Source organism: Yoonia sp. MH D7, from assembly GCF_054439475.1.
This window is the reverse complement of record NZ_JBTJCF010000001.1, coordinates 1,092,853-1,119,524: the sequence shown is the minus strand read 5'-3', so window position 1 is coordinate 1,119,524 and position 26,672 is coordinate 1,092,853. Positions and strand designations below refer to the sequence as shown.

The following is a 26,672-nucleotide window of genomic DNA, read 5'->3' as shown; positions in this document are numbered from 1 at the left end:
CATGAAGACCCCGACCAAAGCCCTATCCGAGCGCGAATTCGTCGCACTTGTTGCCATGTTATTTGCCTCGATGGCCTTTGCAATTGATGCGATGCTGCCTGCGCTGTCGACGATCGGCGCGGAGCTGTCGCCAAGTGATCCTGCACGCTCTGCGCTGGTGGTGGGGATTTTCGTGCTAGGCATGGGAACCGGCACTTTGTTTTCGGGACCTTTATCGGACGCCTACGGCCGTAAGCCATTGATCATTTGGCCCTATCTTATTTTCATTGCAGGCTCCGTTCTTGCGGCGAATGCGCCGACCCTAGAGATTTTGCTGATCGCGCGGTTTATTCAAGGGCTTGCGTTGTCGGGACCCCGTATTGCGGGTCTGGCGATGGTGCGTGACCTTTACTCGGGGCCAAAGATGGCCGCTGTGATGTCGATGGCGATGATGGTATTCGGGCTGGTACCCGCGATTGCGCCGCTGTTGGGTCAGGTGATCCTGAACATGTTTAACTGGCAGGCGATCTTTTATTCGATGGTGATTTTTGGTGTCGTGGTCAGCCTGTGGTACGGATCGCGTCAGGGCGAGAGCCACGTTGTTTCCGCCCGCCGCCCGCTAAAGATATCGTCGATGTGGGAAGCCGCGAAATACGCCTTTGGCAACCGTGTGTTCCGCTATTCAGTCGCCGTCCAAACCGTGCTTTACAGCGCGCTATTCTTGCAAATTTCGCTGATCCAGCCGGTGTTTGAAATCTACTACGACAAGGCCGACACATTCCCGTTGTGGTTCGGCGCCATTGCGGTTTTGACCATGTCTGCCAGCTTTATCAATGCGCGCATTGTCGGCCGATTGGGCATGCGTAAAATCATTCAAGGGACATTGGGTGTGCAGGTCGTATTCTCGTCGACGGTTATTGCCGTGTTCCTGATAAGCGGCGGTCTGGCGTTCTGGCTTTACTTTATCTGGGCGGTTTCGGTCATGCTGATGGTCGGCTTCACCTTTGGTAACCTGAACGCGCTTGCGATGGAGCCGATGGGCAAAATTGCGGGCATGGCGGCGTCGATTGCCGCAGGTATCTCGACGATCCTGTCGGCGTTGATTTCAATGATGATCAGCCTGACGTTTGACGGCACACCGCTGCCTTTGACCATCGGGGTGTTTGGCTGCGTGGTCGTCGGATTGACGCTGATGCGGATATTGGGACCACGGCGGGCCACTGACGAATCCTAAGCCTTTTTCGCCGCCGCCAGCTTACCTGCAAGATCCCGGGCGATATCAAATGCGCCCTGGATTTTGTCGCGCTCTTTGGACCAGTCGCGCATAATGACAATCTTGTTGTCTTTGACCTTGGCCTGACCTTTTTGATCATAGATGAAATCTACCAAGCCCGCAGGTGACGCAAATTTGTCATTGTGGAACATGATGGTCGCACCTTTTGGCCCGGCATCAAGCTTGGCGATCCCTGCCCGTCTGCACATCGCTTTGATCCGGACGACGAGCATCAAGGTATTCACTTCGCGCGGTAATTTGCCAAAGCGGTCGATCAATTCGGCAGCAAACCCTTCCAGTTCGACCTTTGTGGTCAGCTCGGACAGGCGGCGGTACAGGCCCAGACGCACGTCGAGGTCAGGCACATAGACTTCGGGGATTAGCACAGGCACCCCGAGGTTGATCTGCGGCGCCCATTGACCGTCGTCCACGATACCTTCGGCGTTACCCGACCGGATTGCATTGATCTGGTCTTCGAGCATTTGTTGATAAAGCTCGTAACCCACTTCACGCATCTGGCCTGACTGCTCTTCGCCAAGCAGATTGCCCGCGCCGCGAATGTCGAGGTCTTGGGATGCGAGGGTAAAACCGGCACCCAAGCTGTCCAGACTGCCCAGCACCCGCAGACGTTTTTGTGCAGTGTCAGTCAGTTTCTGGCGCGGTTTGGTGGTCAGATAGGCATAGGCACGGGTTTTCGAGCGGCCCACACGTCCCCTGATCTGATAAAGCTGGCTTAACCCGAACATGTCGGCGCGCCAGACGATCATCGTATTCGCTGTCGGGATATCGAGACCGGATTCGACGATTGTTGTCGCCAGAAGCACGTCATATTTACCATCGTAAAATGCGTTCATGCGGTTATCAAGGTCGCCAGCCGCCATTTGCCCTGTGGCAGAGATGTAGGAAACTTCCGGTACTTCATTTTTCAGGAACTGTTCCATCTCGTCCATATCGGCAATGCGCGGCACAACGATGAAGGATTGACCGCCACGATAATGTTCACGCAAAAGCGCCTCGCGAACGGTTATTGTATCAAATTCAGAAACATACGTCCGAATTGCCAGACGGTCGATCGGCGGTGTGCCGATGATGGACAAATCGCGCACACCTGACAAAGAAAGCTGCAATGTCCGTGGGATAGGCGTCGCAGTTAATGTCAATACATGGACATCAGTGCGTAGTTGTTTCAAGCGTTCCTTGTGCTGAACCCCGAATTTTTGTTCTTCATCAATGACTAACAAGCCGAGGTTCTTGAACTTTACGCCTTTGGCGAGCAGCGCATGGGTGCCGATGATAATATCAGCCGTGCCAGAGGTGATGCCCTCGCGGGTCAATGTGGCATCACGCGCTGACACAAAACGCGACAAGGGTCTGACATTGATAGGAAATCCACGAAAGCGCTCTGCGAAACTCTGATAGTGTTGACGTGCCAGCAAGGTCGTTGGCGCGATGATTGCGACCTGCACGCCCGACATGGCCGCCACAAATGCCGCGCGCAGCGCCACTTCGGTTTTACCAAAGCCCACATCGCCACAGATCAGCCGGTCCATCGGTTTGCCAGAGCCCAAATCTTCGATCACATCGTCGATGGCGTTCAGCTGGTCGTCGGTTTCAACGTAGGGAAAGCGCGCCAGAAACTGGTCCCACATGCCATCGGGCGGATCCAGCACGGGCGCTGTGCGCAACGCGCGTTCGGCCGCGACACGGATCAGGCGCTCGGCGATCAGACGAATACGCTCTTTGAGCAGTGCCTTTTTGGCTTGCCACGCGCCGCCGCCCAATTTGTCCAGCAGTCCGGTTTCGTGGCCGTATTTCGAGAGCAGTTCTATGTTCTCTACTGGCAGGTAAAGCTTTGAATTTTCAGCATATTCAATCAAAAGGCATTCGTGGGCCGCGCCCAAAGCGGTGATGACCTCCAGCCCCATAAACCGTCCAACGCCGTGGTCGACATGCACCACCAGATCGGTGGGGTTCAGGCTGGTGGCCTCGGATAGAAAGTTCTGCGCGCGCCGTTTGCGTTTGGTTTGGCGGATCAAGCGGTCGCCAAGCACATCTTGCTCGGAAATCACCGTCAGCCCGTCTGCCTCGAACCCTGCATCCAGCGCCCAAACGGCCAGATGCAGCCCGCGTTTACCAACCCGTTTGTAGTCGGTCACAGGGATCGTCTCGACCAGTCCTTCGTCCTCGATCAGTCCCATCAGGCGCTCGCGCGCGCCCTCGGAATACGATGCAACGACAACCGGACCAGTCTTGGATTTCGCTTTAATATGATCGGCTAACGCCCCAAAAAGACTAAGGTTTTCTTGCTGTCGTTCGGGTGCAAAGCTGCGGCCGATACGTCCACCCGCATCAATGACACCCAGACCAGTGGCCTGCTTATTGGGCGAGAATTGCAGCACGCGTTTACCTGCCAAGGCCGCGTCCCACGCAGTGTCGTCAAGGTATAACAGGTCGGGCTTGGCCGGTTTATAAACGCTGTCCATGCGTTTTTTCTGGGTCAGTGCATGCATGCGCGTGCCGTATTGATCTGCGATGCTTTCCCAGCGCGCAAGGCGTTGCGGGCTAATTTGGTCGTCTAAACTGATGGTTACACGCGGTAAGTAATCAAACAAGGTTTCCAGATCGTCCTGAAAAAAGCCCAACCAATGCTCGATACCGGCGTGTTTGCGCCCTGCGCTAACCGCCTCGTAAAGTGGGTCATCGGTGCCTGCCGCGCCAAACGCGATGCGGTAGTTTTGCCGGAACCGCATGATCGCGGCCTCGTCGAGGATCACTTCGGAAACCGGTGCGAGCTCGATCTCTGTCAGTTTTTCGGTAGTGCGTTGGGTTTCGGGATCAAAGCGCCGCGCGCCGTCAAGCACATCACCAAAAAGATCCAGCCGGATGGGACCCGATTGCCCCGGTGGATAAATGTCGATGATGCCGCCGCGCACGGCGTAATCGCCTGCTTCCATCACTGTCGGACTTTGGGTAAAACCCATACGAACCAGAAAGTTACGCAGCGAAGCTTCATCAATCCGGTCGCCAACGCGCGCCTTGAACGCGGCGTCGCGTAGCACTGATCTGGCAGGCACCCGCTGTGTTGCGGCGTTCATCGTGGTTAACAGCACGAATTGCGCCGGCATTCCGTGCACAAGAGCGGCAAGTGTAGCCATACGCGCCGCAGAAATATCCGCGTTGGGAGACACGCGGTCGTAGGGCAGACAATCCCAGCTCGGGAACACAAAAACCGGCATCTCTGGCGCAAAGAAAGCCAGCGCCGCCTGCATCGCCGCAAGCCGTTTGTCGTCGCGGGCCACATGCATCACGGGACCGTTTTTTGCGAGCTCATTGAGGATCAGTTTGGCGTCAAAACCCTCGGGTGCGCCGCTGACGGTGATATGGGTGGGGCTGTTCATCGTGTCATCACATCCCGCGCACAATGGCGAGATTATAGAACATTCCGTAGAGGCCGGTGATAAAAATTGCAATCATCCCAATGACTTGGGTCCATAAACGGTGGCGCAGTAAAATGGCGTATAGGGCTTCGCCTTGTGGTGATGTGGCGGCAATCAAACGGCTGGTCGACAGGGTCAGTGCGCCAACACATGACAGCGGCAACACCAGCAGCAAAACCGCTTGCGCTAGTTCAATATGGTAGATAAACCCGAGTGCTGCCAGCATTGTTAAGACAAAAAACACGAACCCGATGAGCCAGATGCCAGCAAGTGCGGCGGTGGCTAACTGTCTGTTCACATTGATGCGCACCAGATCGGTCAGGTCGATTTCTGCCTGTCCCCCCTGTCGTCTGCCGCGTTGGATCAAGTCAAACGGCACACCGAGCACCCAATGGCTAACGGTGGACCACATGATGGCCACGACAATCCAATACCAGAGGCTCGAAAATGACCGCACATTGATCACATGTAGAATTGCGTTGTTCCAGTCCACTGGACCCCCAAGTGTTATCGGTCGATTTATCCGCGCATATTAGCCGCAGATGAGAGGGAAGCCCAGACTTGCGAGCGTGCAAAATCCATGCGACCAAACGGGTGTGACCAGAAAGGCCCGTATCATGAAACCAACTCTTGCTCAATTCCCTGCCGCCCGCTTACGCCGTATGCGTCAAAGCCCTGCATTGCGCGCATTGTCCCGCCAGAATGTGCTGACGCCGTCAGATTTGATCTGGCCGATTTTTGTGATGGAAGGTGTCGATGCCGAGACGCCGATTGCATCAATGCCCGGTGTGACCCGCAAGACGGTAGACCGTGCAGTAAGTGCGGCGCGCGAGGCCTATGCCCTTGGAATTCCTGCGATTTGTATTTTCCCTTATACAGGGATGGAGGCACGGACCGAGGACTGCGCGCTGGCGTGGTCGCCCGAGAATATATCCAATCGTGCGATCCGTGCCATTAAGGATGCGGTGCCCGATATCGCGATTATGACGGATATTGCGCTGGATCCGTATAATATCAACGGGCATGACGGATTTGTCGAAAACGGCCAGATTGTGAATGATCGCACCGTCGAGGCACTTGTGAAAATGGCCTTGGCGCAGGCCGCGGCGGGTGCGGATATTTTGGGACCATCGGATATGATGGACGGGCGTATCGGCGCAATCCGTGATGCACTCGAGGCCAACCTTTATCAAAACGTAACGATTTTGTCTTATAGCGCCAAGTATGCGAGCAGTTTCTATGGGCCGTTTCGTGATGCGGTTGGCGCGTCCGCTGCACTGACGGGAGACAAAAAAACCTATCAGATGGACCCTGCCAATAGTGACGAGGCGCTACGTCTGGTTGCGCGCGATCTGATGGAAGGTGCCGATATGGTCATGGTCAAGCCGGGCATGCCGTATCTGGATATCTGTCGACGTGTTAAGGATCAGTTTGGCGTGCCGACCTACGCATATCAGGTGTCGGGCGAGTATGCGATGATGATGGCTGCGGCGCAGAATGGCTGGCTGGACGGTGATGAGGTGATGATGGAGAGCCTGATGTGCTTTAAACGCGCGGGCTGTGACGGGGTGTTGACCTATTTCGCCCCTGCCGCTGCAAAGATTATGAACGGTTAATTATTGTGCGTTTTGCGGTAGATCGTCGGTGATTTTATAGTAATCGCCCTTGTTATCAGTGAAAATATGCAGCGCCAGCGCGGTTCGCGTTGGCGCGTCAAACGCGCCCATGGCGATTGCGATCCAATCTTGGAAGAGTGCATCGAAGAACATATTGCAACCGCAGGTCGCGCAAAATCCGCGTCGCACTTTGTCGGATGCCTGATACCAAGTGATGCGATCAGCCCCTTCAATCGTGACTTTATCGCGCTTGAACTCGGCAGAGGCCCAATAATGCCCCGACTGGCGGCGGCATAATGTGCAGTGGCAGGCGTTAGGCGGCGTCATTTCAGCGTCGACCGACACCTGAACTGCGCCACAATTACAACGGGCTGTGTGCATTTTGGACCCTTTGCTGGCTGCAAACCGCTTTTACGTGATCTAGTGCGTGACAGATTCGCATAAATTGCTTAGACTATATGTGATAAGAAGCGGAAACAGCTTCTCGCGACAAGATAAAAAAGGCAGTATTATGACTCAAATTTCACGACGGACTTTTGCGTTCGGGGCAGTGGCAGGCACCACGCTGGCCGCTTGCGGTAACGGCATTGGCGGCAACGGTGCCTCGACGATCGACGCGCGTGTGTCGAGCACGGTTGAGCATATGTATTCGCGCTATCCCGGCACAAGAGATCTGGCCACTAAATCCGCGGGCATGCTGGTCATGCCGCTGGTGACCGAAGTGGGTCTTGGGCTTGGCGGATCGTTCGGTCGCGGCGCGTTGCTGGTTGGTGGCTCGACAGTTGATTATTACTCAACCACCGGCGGTTCTGCAGGGTTACAGATTGGCGCACAGCAATATAGCCATGTGTTGTTCTTTATGACCCAAAACAGCCTGATGGATTTCCGTCGCTCGCAAGGTTGGGCCGCAGGCGCCGATATCGAATATGCAATCAATGATATGGGCGAAGTGCTGCGCGCCGAAACGACGACGTCGCTGGCCCCTGTTATTGCCGTTGTGTTTGCGCAGGCGGGTCTGCGTGTCGGTGCAACCTTGGAAGGTAGCAAATACACACGGATCATCCCGTAAGTCTTTAATATACTGCGGGCTTTAGGCCCGCAGGTTTTATCATCGAAATCAAAGTGCGGCGCGTTATCGCGACTTTTGGTATCGGCCTCGTAGCGCCAGATCACTGTCAGCTTTAGCGTAAATCGGCGTCGACCAGTGCCGCTAGGCGGTCGCGATCACCATCAAACGGAAGCGCTTGCAAAGCGCGGCGCAACTCGGCTGTGGCAAATATTTTTGCCGCAGCCTGCATCGCAGGATCGCCATGCAAGCGCAGGCTTTGTAACGCTTTTTGCAACCGGATCTGGATTTCGACCATCGCCGCCCCGTCACGCGCCAAGGTGCCAAATCCCGAATTCAGCAGGTCATGCGCACCCAACGCAGGCAGATACACGCGGTCATATTGCGCATTGATCCCGCTATCAGCCTCGTTGCGATAGAGACATAAAATTGTGGTCAGACGGGTCATCACATCAATCGCGGTGCCACTGTCATTGATGCCCGGCGACAGCGCCTTGCTGGCCATTTCGCCCAACACCAGCAATCCAAATCGCGGATCCTGCTCGAAGCTGCGCAGATCCCCCAAAACCATCGCGTCGGCAATATCGTCCTGCACTGGTTCCCCGCCCAAAACGCGGGCCACGACATCACCTGCGACTACAAAACTGCCCACATCGCGCGTGACATAAATCTGCGCATTGGTATCCTCAGCGATTTTTTGCAGCTGATCTGTATAGATAAACTGGATGTAGCCAGAGACTTTTGCCTGAATGTCGTATGCGCCACTCGGCACGTCACCATAACGACGCCCGCCCAGACACGGGGAATCGATGCGTTCTTGCAAGCGACGGGTGGTGATCGCGGCCACCTCACGCGCAGTTTCAATCAAGCTGCCAAAGCTCTGCAAATGCAGGGTCCAGCGGATGATATAGACCACAATGATCGCCATGACCGCGACCGTCAGGTAGAAGATGAGAAACGCATGTTCGGGACCAAATAGCCCGGTTTCGCGCAGGACAATCCCCACGGTTGCATAGACGTAAGCGCCGATAAATGTGGCCAGAGTGTTTTGCGTGGTGCGGTCTTCTAACATCAGACGGTGAATGCGCGGCGTCCACTGGGTCGAGGTGGCGCGGTAGACCGAAACCATCACAGTCAGGGAAAACGTGGTGACGGCCAGCATTGAATTCGAGATGATATCCAGCAGCCTGTCCACCGACGTGATATCGACCGAGCTGGTCAATCGCACGGGTAGAAACGCGGCCCCGAGCCGTGCAGCGGCCAAACCAACCAGCGCCAACATGCCAAACATGACCACCCGCACCCAGAGTTTACGGGTCTGCCGCAGGGCCTCGTGGAACAGATGCACTGGCATGTTTAAAAGACGGATCATTCGGGCCCCTTCAAATGTGCTGCGGCGTCGCCCTTGTTGTCAAACAACGACATGACGTGTCGGACGAAATCAACGATTTCTTGGCGTTTAACATAGACCTAAACCATGAGACGTCGCATGGAAACCGCTCCACTTGACGATTTGATACAGGCGCCTCTGAAGGTCGACGCGGTGCTGCATCTGGTTACACCTGACCCGCGCCTGATGTGATCCCTGTTATTTATCTTGCCGCTGGTGCGTCGCGCCGTATGCGCAGGGCTGATAAGGTGCTGTAAAATTTGTATTTTTCGCGACCAGTCGTCATGTGTCGCGCAGTTTGTTGCAGATCCAAAAAAACGGGAGGCCATCACTGGCCCCCCGCGTTTTCCACCCCGACGTTTTGGAGTGGCGCTGCATCTTTTGACTTACTTGAGCAAAAGCTTTGCTTCGTGCTTTTTCAGTGCTTTGCGGGCGGACTGGTATCCTTCCAAGCCGGCCTTTGTATTGAGTTCAGGGAAGAGTTCTATGATCTCGTTACGCTGGCTGTTGCCGATCCCCTTGAGAGAGTAATCGCCCGGCTGGAAGCTTTCGGTCCAAGCGCCGTTTGACAGAACAACCTCGTGACGCTCGAACATGAAGTGCACATAGGTTGTGCTCATCACGTCGACCGCGTGGATGCCGTTCGCGCCAACCATATGCTTGGCAGCAGCCAGAACTTCGTTCTCTTCGAAGTAAAGCTGTGTCAGGTCGGAGGAGACCAGCACCCGGTGGTTTGGCGATACCATCATGTCGCGCTCTGGCAGACCGTTGCCCAAGGCCCCTGCTTTAATCAGGACGGGGCGCAGATGCGGGTTCTGAACCAGTTGCTTGCCAGTCATCTCTTTGTGGCCAACCCATGCAATTTCTTGAATGCCGTTGTCACGTGTGATGATGCGGTCACCGATCTGCAGTTCTTCAACCAGACGCTCGCCTTTTGCGGTCGCGATTGCGGTCCCTGGCGTGAAGCAAGGGATCACATTCTCGATCTCGGAGAATGTCATCGTGGACCCGTCGAGGAACGTCACAACACCACTTTCCGGATCATTCGATCCGTTTGGCAGAGTTGTGTAAGTGATAAAGTCTACATTGGACCCTGTGAGGTCAAGTGTATCCCAATCGCTATCATCCGGATCTTCACCACCGACAACCACATCGCCGGCATTGCCGCCCAAGAACGTGTCGGACCCTAAACCGCCGTAAAGTGTGTCTTCGCCAGCACCGCCAGTGAGGACGTCATTGCCGTGCCAACCGTTGATGATGTCGTTACCGTCACCACCTTCGATGACGTCGTCACCATCGCCGCCGTGCAGGCTATCGTCACCTTCGCCGCCATAGATGATGTCATCACCGCCGCCGCCTTGGATCCAGTCGTCACCTTCGTCGCCGAACATCATATCGTCGCCTGTGCCGCCACGGATTTCGTCGTTACCCGTGCCACCAAAGATCAGGTCATCGTCAAGCGACCCTGTGATTGTGTCGTTGCCTTCGTCGCCGTAGATTGCGTCGTCGTCCTGATTGCCTTGGATCGTATCGTCGCCAGCGCCACCATAGATCGTGTCCTGACCTTCACCGCCGTTGATCGTATCGTTGCCGATCCCGCCGTAAATCAGGTCATCGCCGTCGCCGCCAAAGATCAGATCGTTGCCCTGACCGCCCAAGATGGTGTCGTCGCCTTCATCGCCATAGAGTTCGTCATCATCGATGCCGCCATCCAGATAGTCGTTTCCGGTACCACCAAACAATGTGTCGTTATCGTCGCGACCAAAGATCGTGTCGTTGCCAGTACCGCCATAGATGGTGTCGCGGTTATCGTCTGGTGCAGGATCGAATGCATCTGGCAGGTCAAGCACTTCGCTGACCAGACCGCCGTAGATCAGATCGTCGCCATCACCGCCTTCGATGACATCTTCGCCCTGACCGCCGATGATGGTGTCATTGCCTGTGCCGCCAAACACGAGATCGTCGTCAATACCAGAGTCGATAAAGTCGTTACCCTCGCCACCATAGACCGTGTCAGCATCATCACCTGTATAGATGATGTCGTCGCCAACTCCGCCATAGACTGTGTCCATGTCGTTGTTCGGGAACGGATCGTTGTCACCGATTGGCAGACCCGGCACAACCGCGCCCGGATAGTCGTAGTCGGTTGCCGGATCGACATGGTTGCCGGTGTTGATGACGTCATTTCCGTCACCGCCATAGACCAGATCGTTGCCGATACCCCCTGCGATGCTGTCATCGCCAGCGCCGCCGTAAAGCGTATCGTCGCCGGTACCGCCATTGATGCTATCGTCGCCATCTTCGCCGTAGACGACGTCATTGCCCTGACCGCCGTCAAGCGTGTCATTGCCTGCGCCACCGTTTACGGTGTCGTCGTCATCGCCGCCAAAGATCGTGTCTTCGCCAATACCACCGCTAACGTCATCCTCGCCATCGCCACCACGAATGATGTCGTTGCCTGCGCCGCCATCGATTATGTCGTTGCCTGCGTTACCCGCAAGACTGTCGTTGCCGTCGCCGCCGTAGATCGCGTCATCGCCGTCACCACCGCCAACGGTATCATTGCCAGTGCCGCCGTAGATTTCGTCGTTGCCGTCGCCTGCTTCGATGCTGTCATTGCCTTCATAGCCATAGATCAGATCGTCGTTGCCGGTATCACCTGGCAGGATCGCGTCGTTACCGTCCACGATATCGCCATCGCCGTCGACATAACCCGGCACCATGATATCGTCGCCAGAGGTACCCTGAACCGTACCGTCATTGGTGCCCGTGACCGTAAATGTGGCTGTTGCGCTGTCTTCGTTACCCGCTTCATCAACGATCGTGTAAGTGACCGAGGTTTGCGCCGTGTTGTTCAAACCCAGATCGTCAAAGTCACCATTGGCGTCAAAGTCGACGGTGCCATCGGCATTGATTGTGAACAACCCGCCGTTGTCACCCGCAACCGCAGTGCCAACACCGGCCGCAGAGCCGCCAACCGCAGAAACGGTCAGCACATCGCCTTCGGGATCGCTATCAACGCCGTTGCCAGTGTTGTCGGTGATCACGTTGCCGTCGATGTCGCCGCCAGCTTCGTTTGACGTCGCAGTGTAGGTGTTATCAACAGCGACTGGGCCATCATTCACGCCTTTGACAGTGACGGTCACAGTTGTCGACGAGGTCGCGCCATCAGGGTCAGTCACGGTATAAGTGACCTCTGTTGTTGCGGTTTCGCCTGCGTCCAACGCTTCGAATTCGCAGTTTGGATCGAATGTCGCAGTGCCATCGGCGTTGATTGTGATCAAGCCGCCGTTGTCACCAGCTACTGGCTGGCCGACGTTTGCCGCATCGCCGTTCACTTGTGCCACTGTCAATGGATCGTTCTCAACGTCGGTATCGTTGCTAAGAACATTGCCCAAATCGGTCAGGCCTTTGTCGGACGCATCGCTTGCATCCATCACCGCAACAGGCGCGTCGTTTGTGCCTGTGACTGTGAAGGTGACCGTTGCGGTGGACTCTGCACCATCAGGATCGGTCACGGTATAAGTGACTTCGGTGGTGGCTGTTTCGCCGTCGCCAAGGGCTTCAAATTCACCGTTTGGATCGAAAGCAACCGTACCGTCGGCATTGATGGTCACAAGACCGCCATTGTCGCCTACCACAGCTACGCCAACACCCGCAGCGTTGCCGTTCACTCCGGAAACCGTCAGCGCGTCGCCGTCAGGACCGCTGTCAGCACCATTGCCGGTGTCACCAGTGATTACATTGCCAACAATCTGGGATGGATCGTCTTCGTTGGTGGTGAAGACATCATCGGTTGCGATGGGACCCGTGTTGGCTTGTTCGCCGCGGATTTCCTCGATTTCGACAAAATCAATCACTTCGCCAGTCGGGTTTCCGTCCGCATCGACAAACACAATCCGACCGTCAAAGCCGTTGCCGTTGCTGTCAGGGATAGGAACGCCTGTGCCGTCCGGACCCGTCAGAATGAATTCGCCCTGCCCTGTGACGTCCAGAATGTCGTAGTCGTCACCTGACGAGCCACCGTCAACCGTATCGCCAGCACCGCCGTAGATGTAATCACGATCTGCGCCTCCGTAGATCACATCGTTGCCTGCGCCGCCTGTCAGCGTATCATCGCCAACCTGCCCGTAGATCAGGTCGTCGCCGTCGCCACCGTTGATGGTGTCATTGCCGCCAACACCTTCGGACACGTCGATCAGAATGACGTTGTCCAATAGTGGGCTGGTCGAGTCGTTTTCGCTAGCCAGTTCGCGGAATTCCAGACGGTCGACGCCGCCTGTGCCGGTCACTTGCACCGTGAATGTGTCCCACTCTGTGCCAGCACCCGGCTGCACAACAGAAACCACAACACCGTTCCAAAGGATCTCGACCGAGTCGGCATCCCCGCCACGCTGCAATGCATCAACGCTGATTTCATAAGTGTGACCGTCTTGGGTCGCCACGTCCTGCCAGATGCTATCCAGCTCTTGACTACGGTCCAGCTCAACAAAGTTCGATCCGTCGGTGCCGTTGACGCCAAGGAAGCCGTCAGCCCAGATCTCGATTTTGCCACTCGCGGACTGCCAACCCGTCACAGTGCCGTTATAGTTTGTGGAGCCATCAGGAACGCCTGCTTCAAAGCTGCCGTTCACCAGCAGGTTCTTGCCTGTTGATGCGTCAAGGTCATCACCGTAAAGAACGTCGTTGCCTGTGCCGCCGTCGATGTCGTCGTTGCCCGCGCCACCGAAGATTGTATCTTCGCCTGATCCGCCGACCAGTGTATCGTCGCCGCCTTCGCCGTAGATCACGTCGTCGCCAGCACCGCCAAAGATGGTGTCGTTGCCATCCACACCGTCATCGGATGACAGCGCATCGGTGCTGTCAAAGAAGATTTCGGTGATGTTGATGCCAGAGTTGTTGGCGCCGTCCTGGTCATGCTCGACCACGATCTTGGACACCGGACCCGGGATCGAAACGTTCAGGTTATAATTCGCAGTATCCGTATCACCATATCCGCCACGGCTATCGGCCGTATCAGCACCTGCAACGGTATCTGTGTCTTTCAACGTCAGTTTGCTGCCGCCTGTCAGGTTGACAGGGATCATGTTGCCATCTGCGTCATAGGCCGTCACGCGCACGATACCGTCGCCATCAATGTCATTGATGTTAAACGATACATTGTCGACGGGTTTTGAAAAGTCCCAAGAGAATGCGCCTTCGTTGCCCATACCTTTGGTTTCAGAGAAAAGCGAGCTGTTGGTGTCGATGGTCAAGTCGCCGGTGTCGATACCGTCAACGTTCAGGTCGACGTTATTAACAAGGCTGGAGTTATGGTTGCCGGTATCTTGAATACGGTCATAGGTCACGGTCACGCTGCCTGTGTTAACTGCGAACCCTTCGTCGATTTCATCATCAGTACGACCTTGCCAACCGAAAGATTCACGCTCGACCGTTGCTGGCGCACCACCATTCGGACCACGATCACCGTATAGCACGTCGTCGCCGTCGTTGCCTTCGATATAGTCGTCGCCGCTACCGCCATAAATCAGATCGTCACCGGCACTCTCATCAACCGCGTCTGATGCGGTGGTTGTGAAGGTGATGTCGGTGACATCAATACGCTGGTCGGTGCAATCGCCGTTGTCGTAGTCAATCTCGATACGGGCAACCGGACCTGCGATGTTATACAACACCGAACCGGCCTGACTTGCTTGGGATACACCATCCGCATGTGCGACACCGCCGGTCACGGTATTGCCGTTGATAAGCTGTGCATTGGATTCCGCAGAGATGGTCACAGGCACTTCATTGCCATTCGCATCATACGCGCGGACCGTTACGATATCGAGGTGGTTATCAGAGCGCGTGCCAAAATCGATGTCGTTAATACGGAAGGAAACATCCTGCACTTCGTCGCCATAAGCCACGTCGCCAGAGTTGAATGTCAGGGTCGTTGTAGAGGTGTTATCAACGCCACCCTCGCCGCCGAGACCGTAAAGCTGAAGACCGGAATTGGCATCAAAGCCCTCGCCGGTTTCCACATACATCTTGTCAGAGCCGATTGTGCCAGTCGCCCCTTTGTCTTGCACGGTAAAGCCGACAGTCACGTCCATGCCACCGACCTCATAGGTCTGCGTTGCACCCAGTTTGGTGCCGTTGGATGCCACTTCGTTCCACTGCAATGTCAAGCTGTCCTCGCGGCCAAGCGCTCCGCCGGATTCGTTGTCACCGATCAGAATATCATTGCCAGAGCCGCCGTAAACTTCATCGTCGCCCGCACCTGCAAGCACGGTATCGTTGCCCGCGCCCGCAATGATCAGGTCGTCATCGCCCACGTCACCCGCAAGGATCGCATCGTCGTTATCGACCATGTCGCCGTCAGGATCGCCGGTGTAGTTCACATCAATCAGATCGTCGCCGTCGGTGCCTGTGACCGTGCCATCCAAATCGGACGGGCCGTCGAACACGAGGTTATCAACCGCACCGGAGCCACACAACTGGACCTCCATGCGGGACACACCGTCCGTGTCGAATTCGGCAACGCGCTGGCCATTGTTGTCTGTCGGCTTGATCCACTCTTTGCTGATAAGGCAATTGTCGGCGTCATAAAAACGGACCCATGCCCCTTCTTCGATATCGAGAAATGTCAGGCTTTGTACGGATGTAGGATCGTCGAACTTGAAATTCAGCTTTCCGCCACCGGCATTGTCATCCGGGTCCGAGCTTTTGCCGTCCTCTGAAATGATCAATACGCCGCCCAGATTGCTGGTCGCCAGATCGTGGTCGCCGCCTGTAGGATTTGCACTGTCAAAGATCATGGCTTTGCCAGATCCGCCAGACGCAGAAACCGTGACACCCTGTACGCTATATTCGTTATCGACGACAGTACCGCGGGATAAGTCGTTAAAATTGATGACAGTCATCCTGTATCTCCTACTCAAAATCGGGGCAGAGCCCTCGACAAAACTGTTCACATGCCAAGGCCGGCCCCATCACGGGCCCACCAAAACACATAGGCAGTCCTCATCGAGAAACCGCACTATTTACATTACACTGCTAAATTCGGAACGACCCGTTTCACGCAGACATCACATTCGCCTGAAACACGCCAAAACGCACTTCAAGCCCGACTGCCCCAGACAATCGGTATGCCCCCCAGTTGGGCTCTTTCTGATTATCCAAGTTATCCGATTTTCAAAAGGAAATAATGCATGAACTTTTCCCCGTAAGCCGTGAGGTTTACGCAAATTTGACTTTAAACGTCGGACTCGCACCCCGGCGCAGAGGTCATTGTTTCCGAACCCGAAATAAATTTACACGTAGAGCGTGTAAAGTCAGCGATAAAACGGGACAAAGGTTACAAAATTTCATTTTTGTCTCATTATTCGACATAAAATGACCTCATACCTGCGTAGTGCATCACTGCGTTAACCCTACGTCATTTTTCAATATTCAAATTTTTTTCGTCCGTGTTTACGTCTTAAAAATGGAAACAGGTTGGCCAATTTGGCCGGATTGTCTCCAAATCCGTCGCCACCGTGCCGTAAATCGTAGCGTCCGCCTCATTTTCTCCACGATTCGTGAAACAGGCTCGATTGCTCAGAACTGGCAATACGGAACTTAATTCAAATACAAACGGTCGCACTTATCGCCTGACACGATATTGCAGCCACTTACGCCCCCCCTGCTCACGGCCTGACTTACAACTTAAACTTTTGCACAGTTTTACGCGCTTTCTGTCTTGTGTCTTTTTGCGACCTTGGCTAATGAGCCCATGTTGGCCGTGTGGTGGAATGGTAGACACGACGGATTCAAAATCCGTTGCCTTAACGGGCGTGCCGGTTCAAGTCCGGCCACGGCTACCAACAAAAAACGCGACCCCGCTTTTAGCAGGGTCGCGTTTTTGTTTTGATCGGCTTTTTTCAGAGCGTGTGACTTCAGAGCTTTGACGCAGAGAATGTATCGCAGTCAGCTATCTCGCCACTATCATAGCCACGCGCAAACCAGCGCTGGCGCTGGGCGCTGGTGCCGTGGGTAAAGGTGTGAGGTTGCACGCGCTGGCCCGCATTGCGTTGCAAGGTATCGTCGCCGATCTGTTTGGCGGCATTCATTGCCTCGGCAATGTCGCCGCTCTCAAGGCTGCCGAATTTGGCCTGCGCACCGCGCGCCCAGATGCCCGACAAACAATCGGCCTGCAATTCGATCCGCACTGATATCTCGTTTGATTCTGTCTGAGACATCTGCGCACGCATCCGGTTCGCCTGTCCCAGTATCCCCAGCTCGTTTTGCACATGATGCGCGATCTCGTGGGCGACGACGTAAGCGGCGGCAAAATCACCGCCTGCCCCCATACGCTGCTCGAGTGTCGTAAAGAAATCCGTATCGAGGAACGCTTTCTTTTCTGGCGGGCAATAAAACGGGCCCGTTGCTGCGGACGCGCCACCGCAGGCAGATTGTGTGCTGCCTTTAAACAGGACCAGCGTTGGTGGCACATAGGGTTCACCGACCTGCGCGCGAAAGACATCGATCCAGACCTCTTCGGTATCGGCCAGCGTCACCGACACAAACTCTGCCGCGCGCTCGTCTTCGGGCGTGATCTCTGCGCCCTGTGTCGTGCTGACACCGCCCTGCCCCGTATCGACAAAGCCGCTGACATCGACCCCGAAATACCACCCCGCCAGTAACAGCACAATCGCGCCGACGCCCCCAATGCCGCCGGTGCGCCCCACACTTGCGCGGCCCCGACGGTCTTCGATGTTGCGGCTCTTGCGCCTTCCTTGCCACTTCATAACGATCCCTTTCAGATTTTGTGCTATTCTAGCCGCATTGCGCGAGCGCACAAGCTTGACGACACGCCAGACCCGTGTCCTAAAGCGGCATCATTATCAAAGGACGCGGATATGCTGCGCAGACTCTACGACTGGACCATGACGCTTGCCGCGTCGCCCTATGCGCTATTGGCGCTGGCCACTGTGTCGTTTATGGAATCCTCGTTTTTCCCGATACCGCCAGACGTGATTATGATCCCGATGATCATCGCCGCACCGCGCCGTGCGTTTTTGATTGCAACGGTCGCTGTCGTCTCGTCGGTGCTAGGTGGATTGTTCGGCTACTATATAGGCGCGTTTCTGTTTGACGTGATCGGGCAGCCAATCTTTGATTTTTACGGCAAATCCGACGCGGTTGCGGCGTTCAAAGTAAAATTCAACGCTTACGGCGCCTGGGCTGTGCTGATTGCAGGTATCACACCGTTCCCGTTCAAAGTTATAACGATCATGTCGGGCGTCACGGGGCTGTCGCTGCCGGTGTTCATCTTGTCGGCGATCATTGCGCGGGCATTCAGGTTCTTTCTGGTCGCCGTGCTGTTGTGGAAATTCGGCGCCCCGATCCGCGATTTTATCGAACGTAAACTGGGTCTCGTCTTTGTGCTCTTCTGCGTGCTGCTTGTTGGCGGGTTCCTGATGGTAGGTGTTTTATGACAAAGTTAAACTTGATCCGTCTGGCCGCGTTCGGCTCTTTCGCCTTGCTTGCAGGTGCTTATGTATTTCAAGCTCTCGGCTATCCGCCCTGCCAGATGTGTTATTGGCAGCGCTGGCCGCATTTTGCAGCCTTGGCTATCGGCATCGCCGCGCACCTGATCCCGCACCGCATCTGGCCCTATCTGGGCGCGTTGGCTGCTGCGACGACCAGTGCGACCGGCCTCTTTCATACCGGCGTAGAGCGCGGCTGGTGGGAAGGCCCGTCAAGCTGCACTGGCGGCGGGCTGGATGCGTCAAGCAATCTGCTGTCGCTGTCAGGCGATATGTTGATCATGTGCGATCAGGTCTCTTGGGAAATGCTGTCGCTGTCGATGGCCAGCTGGAATGCACTCGCATCCGCTGTTCTGATGGTGATCTGGTTAGCGGCGGCTCGTCAAAAGTAGGCTGGTCTCGGAGCGTGCCACCCCGTCAAAGGTGCGAATAGCCGTCAGTGCGGTATCGAAAGCCTCAAGGTTATTTGTGCCGATTTCGACAATTAAATCCCATGTGCCATTGGTGGTATGCACCGCTGTGACCGCCAACATGGTGCGCAAACGCTGCACGACCCGCTCTGTGCCGCGCCCTGCAATCTCCAACATCATCATCCCGCGCACCGGATGCGGTGCGACATCAGCAGGGGTTTGAACCGTAAAGCCCGCGATTTGTCCGGATGATTGCAATCGGTCCATACGCACGCGCACCGTCGCACGGGTCACTTTCAAATCCGCCGCCAGTTCCGACAGGGTCGCCCGCCCATTGCGGCGCAGAAACAAAATCAGCCTACTATCCAGGTCGTCCATTTATACCGTCCATATTGCGCAATTCGCTATCATTTAGCGCAAATTGCGTGATGAAACCAGCATCAATACGGGCAATGATCCCCCCATGACACAAAAACATTGCATCTTAATAGGCGCGCCTGTCGATTGCGGAAAACGTACGCGCGGCTGCCTCATGGGGCCTGACGCCTACCGCACAGCCGGTATCGCCGAGGCCATCACCGCACTCGGGTTCACCGTCACCGATCTTGGCAATCTCGCGCCAGCTCCGGTGGCCGACACCGATCATAGTAATCCAGCCCTTTATAAACTGGCCGAGAATATCGGCTGGTGCGAGACCCTGCAAAATGCCGCGATAGAAAATGGGCCCAAGGGCATGCCGATTTTCCTAGGTGGCGATCACGCGCTGGCGATGGGCACGGTCTCGGGAATGGCGGCACACGCCAAATCCATCGGCAAACCGTTCTTTGTGCTTTGGCTCGATGCCCATACCGATATCCACACCCTGTCCAGCACAGACAGCGGCAATATCCACGGCACACCCACAGGGTATTATATCGGCCGCGAAGGATTTGATATGTTCCCGCCGGTACCCGCCCCAGTGCCTACCGAAAACATCTGCATGATCGGGCTGCGCTCGGTTGATCCGGCGGAACACGCGGCTCTTGCGCAGTTGAATGTCGATCTGGTGGATATGCGACGCATTGACGAGGAAGGTATCCGTGGCCCGCTTGCCGCCTTTCTGGACAAGGTCGCAGCCGCTGACGGAGTATTGCATGTCTCGCTTGATGTAGATTTTCTTGATCCTTCTGTCGCCCCTGCGGTTGGCACCACTGTACCTGGCGGCGCGACCGACCGCGAAGCCCACCTGGTAATGGAAATGGTTTCAGACAGCGGGCTGCTGGGATCGCTGGATCTGGTCGAGCTGAACCCGTTTCTTGACGAACGGGGCAAGACTGCTTCGCTCATGGTCGAACTGACCGCATCACTTTTAGGACGCCGCGTCTTTGACCGGCCTACACGGAGACATCCATGACACATATTCCTTCGAAACTGGCGCTGGTGCCATTCGTCTCGGTCGCCAATATGATGAACCTTGTGCATCATATCGGATTGGAAAAATTTCTGCGCGATCTGGCCACCGAGATCGACACCGATTTCAGACGCTGGCCGTTGTTTGACAAGACCCCGCGCGTAGGCTCGCATTCAGATGTCGGCGTAATCGAGCTGATGCCCACATCGGACGGCGAATTCTACGGCTTCAAATATGTGAACGGCCACCCTAAAAACATGAAAGAAGGGCTGCAAACCGTCACAGCATTTGGCGTCTTGGCTGATGTTTATTCGGGTTATACGGTGATGCTGTCGGAAATGACGATGCTGACCGCCCTGCGTACCGGTGCGATGTCTGCTGTCGCGACCAAATATCTGGCTGCAAAAGATGCCGATACAATGGCAATGATCGGCAATGGTGCGCAGTCCGAATTCCAGTGTCTCGCCCAGAAAGCCGTGAACGGGATCACCAACATCCGGCTGTATGATATTGACGCTGAAGCGACCGAAAAATGCGCCGCCAACCTCGCGGGGCATGGCCTGAATGTGACCAAATGCAAAACCCCCGAAGAGGCGATCATGGGTGCGCAGGTGATCACGACAGCCACGGCTGACAAAGACACGCAAACTATTCTGACCGATAACATGGTCGGCGCAGGCGTGCATATCAACGCAATTGGTGGCGATTGCCCCGGCAAGACCGAGCTGCACCGTGATATCGTCGCCCGCGCCAGCGTCTTTGTCGAATATCCCCCGCAAACCCGCATCGAGGGCGAAATCCAGCAAATGGCCCCCGACCATCCGGTTACAGAGCTGTGGGAAGTCATGACAGGTGCGGCCAAAGGGCGGCAATCGGCCGGTGAAGTCACCTTGTTTGACGGCGTCGGCTTTGCGATCGAGGATTTTTCGGCGCTGCGTTACGTCTATAAAACCGTCAAGGACACGCCGTTCTTTGAAAATCTTGATTTTGTCGCAGACCCCGACGATCCCCGCGATCTGTTCGGAATGTTACAGCGCGCCAAAGCCTGATTTTATGTGGCCCGCAAACCCTGCGGGCCAAATCACCCTTTAGCGTTGATGCCAGCCCTTGTGTCTGATAGGTTCCGGACGACGATATATGGGCAAGGGTAATAACGTGAACGATACGCCGGAAACACCTGAAAATAATGATGAAATCCCTGACGGGCGCTACGTTTACGACGGGCCTTCTGTCACGATCGAGCACGAGCTGAAAACCAGTTACCTTGATTACGCGATGTCGGTCATCGTTTCGCGCGCTATTCCGGACCTGCGTGATGGTCTGAAACCTGTGCATCGCCGTATTATTTACTCGATGTATGAAAAAGGCATTACCTCCGACAAATCTTACCGCAAGTCGGCAAAGGCCGTGGGCGACGTGATGGGTGCCTATCACCCGCACGGCGATAGCGCGATTTATGAAGCGCTTGTGCGTATGGCCCAAGGTTTCTCGATGTCGCTGCCGCTGATCGATGGCCAAGGCAACTTTGGCTCGATGGACGGTGATGGTGCAGCGGCGATGCGCTATACTGAATCGCGGCTTGCGAAATCGGCCACCGCCCTGACCGATGATATTCTGAAAGATACCGTCGATTTTCAAGACAACTATGACGGCAAAGAACGCGAACCCACGGTCCTACCCGCCCGCTATCCCAACATGCTGGTCAACGGCGCTGGCGGTATTGCGGTTGGTATGGCGACGAACATTCCGCCGCATAACCTTGGCGAAGTAATCGACGCGACGCTGGCGCTAATCAACAACCCTGACATGACGTCGGAAGAGTTGATCGAATATATTCCTGCGCCCGACTTCCCGACGGGCGGCATTATCTTGGGCCGCGCCGGAGCCCGCAAAGCCTATACCGAGGGACGCGGCTCTGTGATTTTGCGCGCCAAAACCCGCATCGAGGAAATTCGCAAGGATCGCTGGGCGATCATCATCGACGAAATTCCTTACCAAGTGAACAAATCGGTCATGATCGATAAAATCGCAGAAGCTGCGCGCGATAAAAAGATCGAAGGCATTGCGCATGTGCAAGACGAATCCGACCGTAATGGTGTGCGGGTTGTGATTGAGCTCAAGCGCGATGCAACAGCCGAAGTTGTGCTGAACCAATTGTTCCGCTTCACGTCGATGCAAACCTATTTCGGCTGTAACATGCTGGCGCTAAACGGCGGTCGCCCCGAGCAATTGACGCTGCGCGATTTCCTGTATCACTTTGTGAATTTCCGCGAAGAAGTTGTCGCACGGCGCACGGCATTCGAGCTGCGCAAAGCCCGCGAACGCTCGCATATCCTGTGCGGTCTGGCTGTCGCCGTCACCAACATCGACGAAATCGTTGCGACAATTCGCGCCTCTGCCGACGCCTCCGAGGCACGTGAAAAGCTGATGACACGCCGCTGGCCTGCTGGCCCGATCCTCGAATATATCGCGCTGATCGACGATCCGACCCATACCGCCAACGACGACGGCACCTATAACCTTTCCGAGACGCAAGCACGCGCGATCTTGGAACTGCGTTTGCAGCGCCTGACCCAACTGGGCGTGAATGACGTGACTGACGAGTTGAAAGACTTGGCTGCAAAAATTCGCGAATACCTCGAAATTCTTGGTTCGCGTGACCGGATCATGCAGATCATCCGCGACGAACTCGGCGAAGTGCGCCAAAACTTTGCCGTGCCACGCCGCACACAGATCGTCGACTGGTCGGGCGATATGGATGACGAAGACCTGATCGAAAAAGAAGACATGGTCGTGACCGTCACCTCCGGCGGCTACATCAAACGCACCGCTTTGGCCGACTTCCGCGCACAACGGCGCGGCGGCAAGGGCGTGGGCTCGATGTCCACCAAAGAAGAAGACGTTGTCACCACCCTGTTTGTGGCCAACACCCACACCCAACTGCTGTTCTTCACAACAGATGGCATGGTCTACAAACTCAAAACATGGCGTTTGCCACTTGGGTCACGCACCGCAAAAGGCAAGGCGATCGTGAACATCCTGCCGATCCCGCCAGGTGTGTCGATTGCCGCTATTATGCCTGTGGATCGCGACGAGGCAGACTGGGACGACCTGCAAGTCGTCTTTGCAACCTCCGCGGGCACCGTGCGGCGCAACAAACTGTCGGATTTCACCAACGTCATGCGTAACGGCAAGATCGCGATGAAATTCGAGGGCGACACGGCCGATTACACGCTCATCAATGCGCGTATTGCGTCAAACGACGACGATGTGATGCTCTTTACCAACTCCGGGCGCGCTATCCGCTTCCGCGCAACCGATGTGCGGGTCTTTAACAGCCGTAACTCGGTTGGTGTGCGCGGGATCAAACTGCAAGGCGACGATAAAGTCGTCTCCATGTCGATCATCCAACACTTCGAGGCAGAATCCTCCGAGCGCCAAGCCTATCTCAAGATGCGCCGCGCCATGGCGGGTCTGACCGACGAGGCCGAGAACGAAGATGAAGATGTCGTCGCAGGCGAAATCAGCACGGCGCGTTACGTCGAAATGTCTGCTTCCGAAAACCTGATCCTGACGATCACGGAAAAAGGCTCGGGCAAACTCTCGTCCTCACACGATTATCCACTTCGTGGACGTGGCGGCATGGGCGTGGGCGCAATGGACAAAGCGATGCGCGGCGGCCAGTTGGTCACCTCCTTCCCGGTCGAACTCTCGGACCAGATCATGCTTGTGACCTCCACAGGCCAATCAATCCGCGTACCAATCGAGGGCATCTCGTTCCGCTCGCGTAGCGCTGGCGGCGTGAAAGTCTTTGATACCGCGAAAAAGGAAATCGTAGTGTCCGTGGCATGGATTGCCGATCAAGGTGAAGCAGAAGATGACGGCGTCGAGGACGCACAAATCGTCGAGTAAAAGCAAGACGCAAAGAAGACGCGCGCAAGACGCAATAAATACAGTAACTTTGGCGGGGCCTTCAAGCCCCGCCTTTTGACATAAAAACGGGTCACATGACAGATATTCTCAACATCATCGGCGGCGGTATGGCCGGCTCAGAGGCCGCTTGGCAGGCAGCAAATGCAGGCGTTAAGGTGGTGATCCACGAGATGCGCCCGAAGGTGAAGACCTTCGCGCATCGTACTGAATTCCTTGGAGAAATGGTCTGTTCTAACTCATTCCGCTCTGACGATGACGAACAAAACGCCGTGGGTCTTTTGCATTGGGAAATGCGCAAAGCTGACGGTCTGATTATGGCGACTGCAGAAAAACACCGCATACCCGCAGGTGGTGCGCTGGCCGTGGACCGCGACCCCTTTGCGCAAAGCGTGACAGCCGCCTTAACATCACACCCTAACATACAGATTTCATACGATGAAATCACATCACTGCCCACCGACGGACACTGGATAATCGCCACAGGCCCGCTCACATCCGGCGCCTTAGCAGAAGCAATCGCCGCTGAAACTGGCGCCGAAGCATTGGCATTTTTCGACGCAATTGCCCCCATCGTTTACCACGATAGCATCAACATGGACGTCGCATGGATGCAATCGCGCTACGACAAAGGCGAAACCGTTGAAGAGCAGACCGCCTACCTCAATTGCCCGATGAACAAAGAGCAATACGAGGCGTTCATAGATGCTTTACTTGCAGCTGATAAAACAGAGTTTAAAGAGGGCGAAACGGCCGGATATTTCGACGGATGCCTTCCTATCGAAGTCATGGCTGAACGTGGCCGCGAAACCCTACGATTTGGCCCGATGAAACCGGTTGGCCTGACCAACACGCATGATCCTGAAACCAAAGCCTATGCCGTGGTGCAACTGCGCCGCGATAACGCGCTGGGAACGCTTTACAATATCGTCGGTTTTCAAACCAAGATGAAGTATGGCGCGCAAAAGGCTGTTTTTAAAACGATTCCTGCGCTTGAAGACGCCGAATTTGCGCGGCTCGGCGGCATCCACCGCAACAGCTTTATCAACTCACCAACCCTGCTGGACGGGCAAATGCGATTGAAATCTCGGCCCAATATCCGCTTTGCGGGACAGATCACTGGTGTCGAAGGCTATGTCGAGAGCTCCGCAATGGGACTGCTTGCAGGGCGTCTGGCGGTGGCTGAAATGCGTGGTATTGACGTTGCACAGGTGCCAGATACAACGGCCATGGGCGCACTTGTGTCGCACATCACAGGTGGTGCGGCTGCCAAAACATTCCAACCGATGAACGTAAACTTTGGTCTATTTCCGCCGTTGGAAGGCATGAAATCAGGCCGGCGTGGTCGTAAGGATCGCTATAAGGGTTATACGGATCGCGCCAAAATCGACTGGCAAGACTGGCTTACCAAGCTGGCATGATCACTCGCTTCGCCCCCTCGCCAACTGGCCCACTTCACTTGGGCCACGCCTATTCTGCGCTGCTTGCGTATGACATGGCAATGGCGGCCGGCGGCGAGTTTTTGCTCCGCATCGAAGACATTGATCAGTCGCGCGCACGCCCCGCATGGGAAACGCAAATTTACGATGATCTTCAATGGCTTGGCCTATGGTGGCCGACGCCGGTTATGCGTCAATCGGATCGTTTGGATGTCTATCATGCGCGCCTGCAAAACCTGTGGAGGCGGCAATATGTGTTCGCGTGTTCATGCAGTCGGCGCGATGTTCTAGACGCCGCCAGCGCCCCGCAAGAAGGCGCAGATCCGGTGATGGGGCCTGACGGGATTATCTACCCTGGCACCTGCCGCGAGAATCGTGGCTTGGCGATTGGCCCTGACATGCCGACCGACGCCGCCCTGCGGCTATGGATGGACCGCGCAGCGAATATGGCAGGTGAAATTCATGAGGCCGGAAAGATTATTTCGTTTACCGAAACGGGTCACGGACCCAACGGTGAAACGGGGCTGATTAGTTTCACGGCCGACGAGGTGATCAAAACCATCGGTGATGTCGTGCTGGCGCGGCGCGATATGGGCACGTCATACCATCTGTCTGTGGTGCTGGATGATGCGGCGCAAGGGATTACCCATGTGGTGCGCGGCGCTGATCTGTTTGAGGCGACCAAGATCCATGTGATCCTGCAGCGGATATTCCGGTTGCCGACGCCTATCTATCATCATCACGGATTGATCCGCGACGAAAATGGCAAGCGGTTGGCCAAGCGTGACGATGCGCGGGCCTTGTCGAAATACCGCGTCGAGGGGGCAACCCCCAATGATATCAGACGCTTGGTGGGTCTTCCTGACCCATAGGTTTGGCGATTTCGACTTCGGTGCCGTGGCGGACAGCGGTGTAAAAACAGTTGCGGCGGCCTGTGTGACAGGCGGCGCCAGTCTGGTTTACTTCTACGAGAATGCAGTCACGGTCGCAGTCGAATTTGAAATCGACAAGCTGCTGCGTGTGGCCGCTGGTGGCACCTTTGACCCAGAATTCTTGACGGGAACGCGACCAATAGGTGACTTCGCCACTATCCAGAGTGCGCTGGATGCTCTCGACATTCATCCATGCCATCATAAGAACCTCGCCCGAAGCTGCATCTTGGGCAATCGCGGGGATCAGCCCTGCCTCGTTGAATTTGAGGGTGGTGGGATCAAAAGACATCTGTGCGGA

18 protein-coding genes and 1 tRNA gene are annotated in these 26,672 nt (G+C 55.7%); 11 read left to right on the top strand and 8 right to left on the bottom strand.

Annotated elements, in window-relative coordinates; translation table 11 throughout:
* Position 1: 1 nt before the first annotated feature.
* Positions 2-1,213 carry a multidrug effflux MFS transporter gene (locus ACXLHR_RS05485; protein ID WP_458790519.1) on the top strand — a complete coding sequence of 404 codons (1,212 nt, stop codon included), beginning with the start codon at positions 2-4 and terminating at the stop codon, positions 1,211-1,213.
* Here ACXLHR_RS05485 and mfd read toward each other — a convergent pair.
* Positions 1,210-4,650, bottom strand: coding sequence for a transcription-repair coupling factor (gene mfd, locus ACXLHR_RS05480; protein WP_458790518.1), 3,441 nt, complete (start codon positions 4,648-4,650; stop codon positions 1,210-1,212). The genes ACXLHR_RS05485 and mfd overlap by 4 nt on opposite strands.
* Before the next feature lie 7 nt (positions 4,651-4,657).
* Positions 4,658-5,182, bottom strand: coding sequence for a component of SufBCD complex (locus ACXLHR_RS05475; protein WP_458790517.1), 525 nt, complete (start codon positions 5,180-5,182; stop codon positions 4,658-4,660).
* A 124-nt stretch (positions 5,183-5,306) separates the two neighbouring features.
* Between ACXLHR_RS05475 and hemB the strand changes: the two genes are divergently transcribed.
* Entirely contained in the window at positions 5,307-6,305 is a 999-nt protein-coding gene (gene hemB / locus ACXLHR_RS05470; RefSeq protein WP_458790516.1) for a porphobilinogen synthase, read from the top strand.
* On the opposite strand, the gene ACXLHR_RS05465 is transcribed toward hemB, so the two are convergent.
* Positions 6,306-6,686, bottom strand: a complete 381-nt coding sequence (locus ACXLHR_RS05465; protein WP_458790515.1) for a GFA family protein — start codon at positions 6,684-6,686, stop codon at positions 6,306-6,308. It abuts the gene before it with no gap.
* 130 nt (positions 6,687-6,816) lie between these two features.
* On the opposite strand from ACXLHR_RS05465, the gene ACXLHR_RS05460 reads away from it, so the two are divergent.
* Positions 6,817-7,374 (top strand): lipid-binding SYLF domain-containing protein, encoded by a 558-nt coding sequence (locus ACXLHR_RS05460; protein ID WP_458790514.1) that lies wholly within the window; start codon positions 6,817-6,819, stop codon positions 7,372-7,374.
* A 112-nt stretch (positions 7,375-7,486) separates the two neighbouring features.
* On the opposite strand, the gene ACXLHR_RS05455 is transcribed toward ACXLHR_RS05460, so the two are convergent.
* Both ACXLHR_RS05455 and ACXLHR_RS05450 read right to left on the bottom strand, forming a co-directional pair.
* The gene (locus tag ACXLHR_RS05455; protein ID WP_458790513.1) at positions 7,487-8,743 is read right to left on the bottom strand and encodes a DUF2254 domain-containing protein; all 1,257 of its coding nucleotides are present in this window, start codon (positions 8,741-8,743) and stop codon (positions 7,487-7,489) included.
* 404 nt (positions 8,744-9,147) lie between these two features.
* Positions 9,148-15,666: a Hint domain-containing protein gene (locus ACXLHR_RS05450; protein ID WP_458790512.1), complete on the bottom strand. Its 6,519-nt coding sequence runs from the start codon at positions 15,664-15,666 to the stop codon at positions 9,148-9,150.
* Between the two features lie 856 nt (positions 15,667-16,522).
* Here ACXLHR_RS05450 and ACXLHR_RS05445 point away from each other — a divergent pair.
* Positions 16,523-16,608 (top strand) — tRNA-Leu (locus tag ACXLHR_RS05445).
* A gap of 72 nt (positions 16,609-16,680) precedes the next feature.
* On the opposite strand, the gene ypfJ is transcribed toward ACXLHR_RS05445, so the two are convergent.
* Positions 16,681-17,532 carry a KPN_02809 family neutral zinc metallopeptidase gene (gene ypfJ / locus ACXLHR_RS05440; protein ID WP_458790511.1) on the bottom strand — a complete coding sequence of 284 codons (852 nt, stop codon included), beginning with the start codon at positions 17,530-17,532 and terminating at the stop codon, positions 16,681-16,683.
* 111 nt (positions 17,533-17,643) lie between these two features.
* Here ypfJ and ACXLHR_RS05435 point away from each other — a divergent pair, with 111 nt between their 5' ends.
* Positions 17,644-18,222, top strand: a complete 579-nt coding sequence (locus tag ACXLHR_RS05435) for a YqaA family protein (RefSeq protein ID WP_458790510.1) — start codon at positions 17,644-17,646, stop codon at positions 18,220-18,222.
* Positions 18,219-18,665, top strand: a complete 447-nt coding sequence (locus ACXLHR_RS05430; RefSeq protein ID WP_458790509.1) for a disulfide bond formation protein B — start codon at positions 18,219-18,221, stop codon at positions 18,663-18,665. The genes ACXLHR_RS05435 and ACXLHR_RS05430 overlap by 4 nt, the downstream gene beginning before the upstream one ends.
* Here the strand turns inward: ACXLHR_RS05430 and ACXLHR_RS05425 are convergent.
* Positions 18,642-19,061 (bottom strand): Lrp/AsnC family transcriptional regulator, encoded by a 420-nt coding sequence (locus ACXLHR_RS05425; RefSeq protein WP_458790508.1) that lies wholly within the window; start codon positions 19,059-19,061, stop codon positions 18,642-18,644. The two genes, ACXLHR_RS05430 and ACXLHR_RS05425, sit on opposite strands and share 24 nt — an antisense overlap.
* 85 nt (positions 19,062-19,146) lie before the next feature.
* On the opposite strand from ACXLHR_RS05425, the gene rocF reads away from it, so the two are divergent.
* From rocF to gluQRS, 5 genes are all read left to right on the top strand, one after another.
* Complete coding sequence (gene rocF / locus ACXLHR_RS05420) at positions 19,147-20,076, top strand: arginase (RefSeq protein ID WP_458790507.1); 930 nt, start codon at positions 19,147-19,149, stop codon at positions 20,074-20,076.
* Positions 20,073-21,122, top strand: coding sequence for an ornithine cyclodeaminase (locus ACXLHR_RS05415; RefSeq protein ID WP_458790506.1), 1,050 nt, complete (start codon positions 20,073-20,075; stop codon positions 21,120-21,122). Before rocF ends, ACXLHR_RS05415 begins: the two co-directional genes overlap by 4 nt.
* A 106-nt stretch (positions 21,123-21,228) precedes the next feature.
* Complete coding sequence (gyrA, locus tag ACXLHR_RS05410) at positions 21,229-23,985, top strand: DNA gyrase subunit A (protein WP_458790505.1); 2,757 nt, start codon at positions 21,229-21,231, stop codon at positions 23,983-23,985.
* Positions 23,986-24,080: 95 nt separating this feature from the next.
* Positions 24,081-25,424 carry a methylenetetrahydrofolate--tRNA-(uracil(54)-C(5))-methyltransferase (FADH(2)-oxidizing) TrmFO gene (trmFO, locus tag ACXLHR_RS05405; RefSeq protein WP_458790504.1) on the top strand — a complete coding sequence of 448 codons (1,344 nt, stop codon included), beginning with the start codon at positions 24,081-24,083 and terminating at the stop codon, positions 25,422-25,424.
* Entirely contained in the window at positions 25,421-26,314 is an 894-nt protein-coding gene (gene gluQRS, locus ACXLHR_RS05400; protein ID WP_458790503.1) for a tRNA glutamyl-Q(34) synthetase GluQRS, read from the top strand. Before trmFO ends, gluQRS begins: the two co-directional genes overlap by 4 nt.
* Here the strand turns inward: gluQRS and hisI are convergent.
* Positions 26,283-26,663: a phosphoribosyl-AMP cyclohydrolase gene (gene hisI / locus ACXLHR_RS05395; protein ID WP_458790502.1), complete on the bottom strand. Its 381-nt coding sequence runs from the start codon at positions 26,661-26,663 to the stop codon at positions 26,283-26,285. The two genes, gluQRS and hisI, sit on opposite strands and share 32 nt — an antisense overlap.
* Between the last annotated feature and the right edge of the window lie 9 nt (positions 26,664-26,672).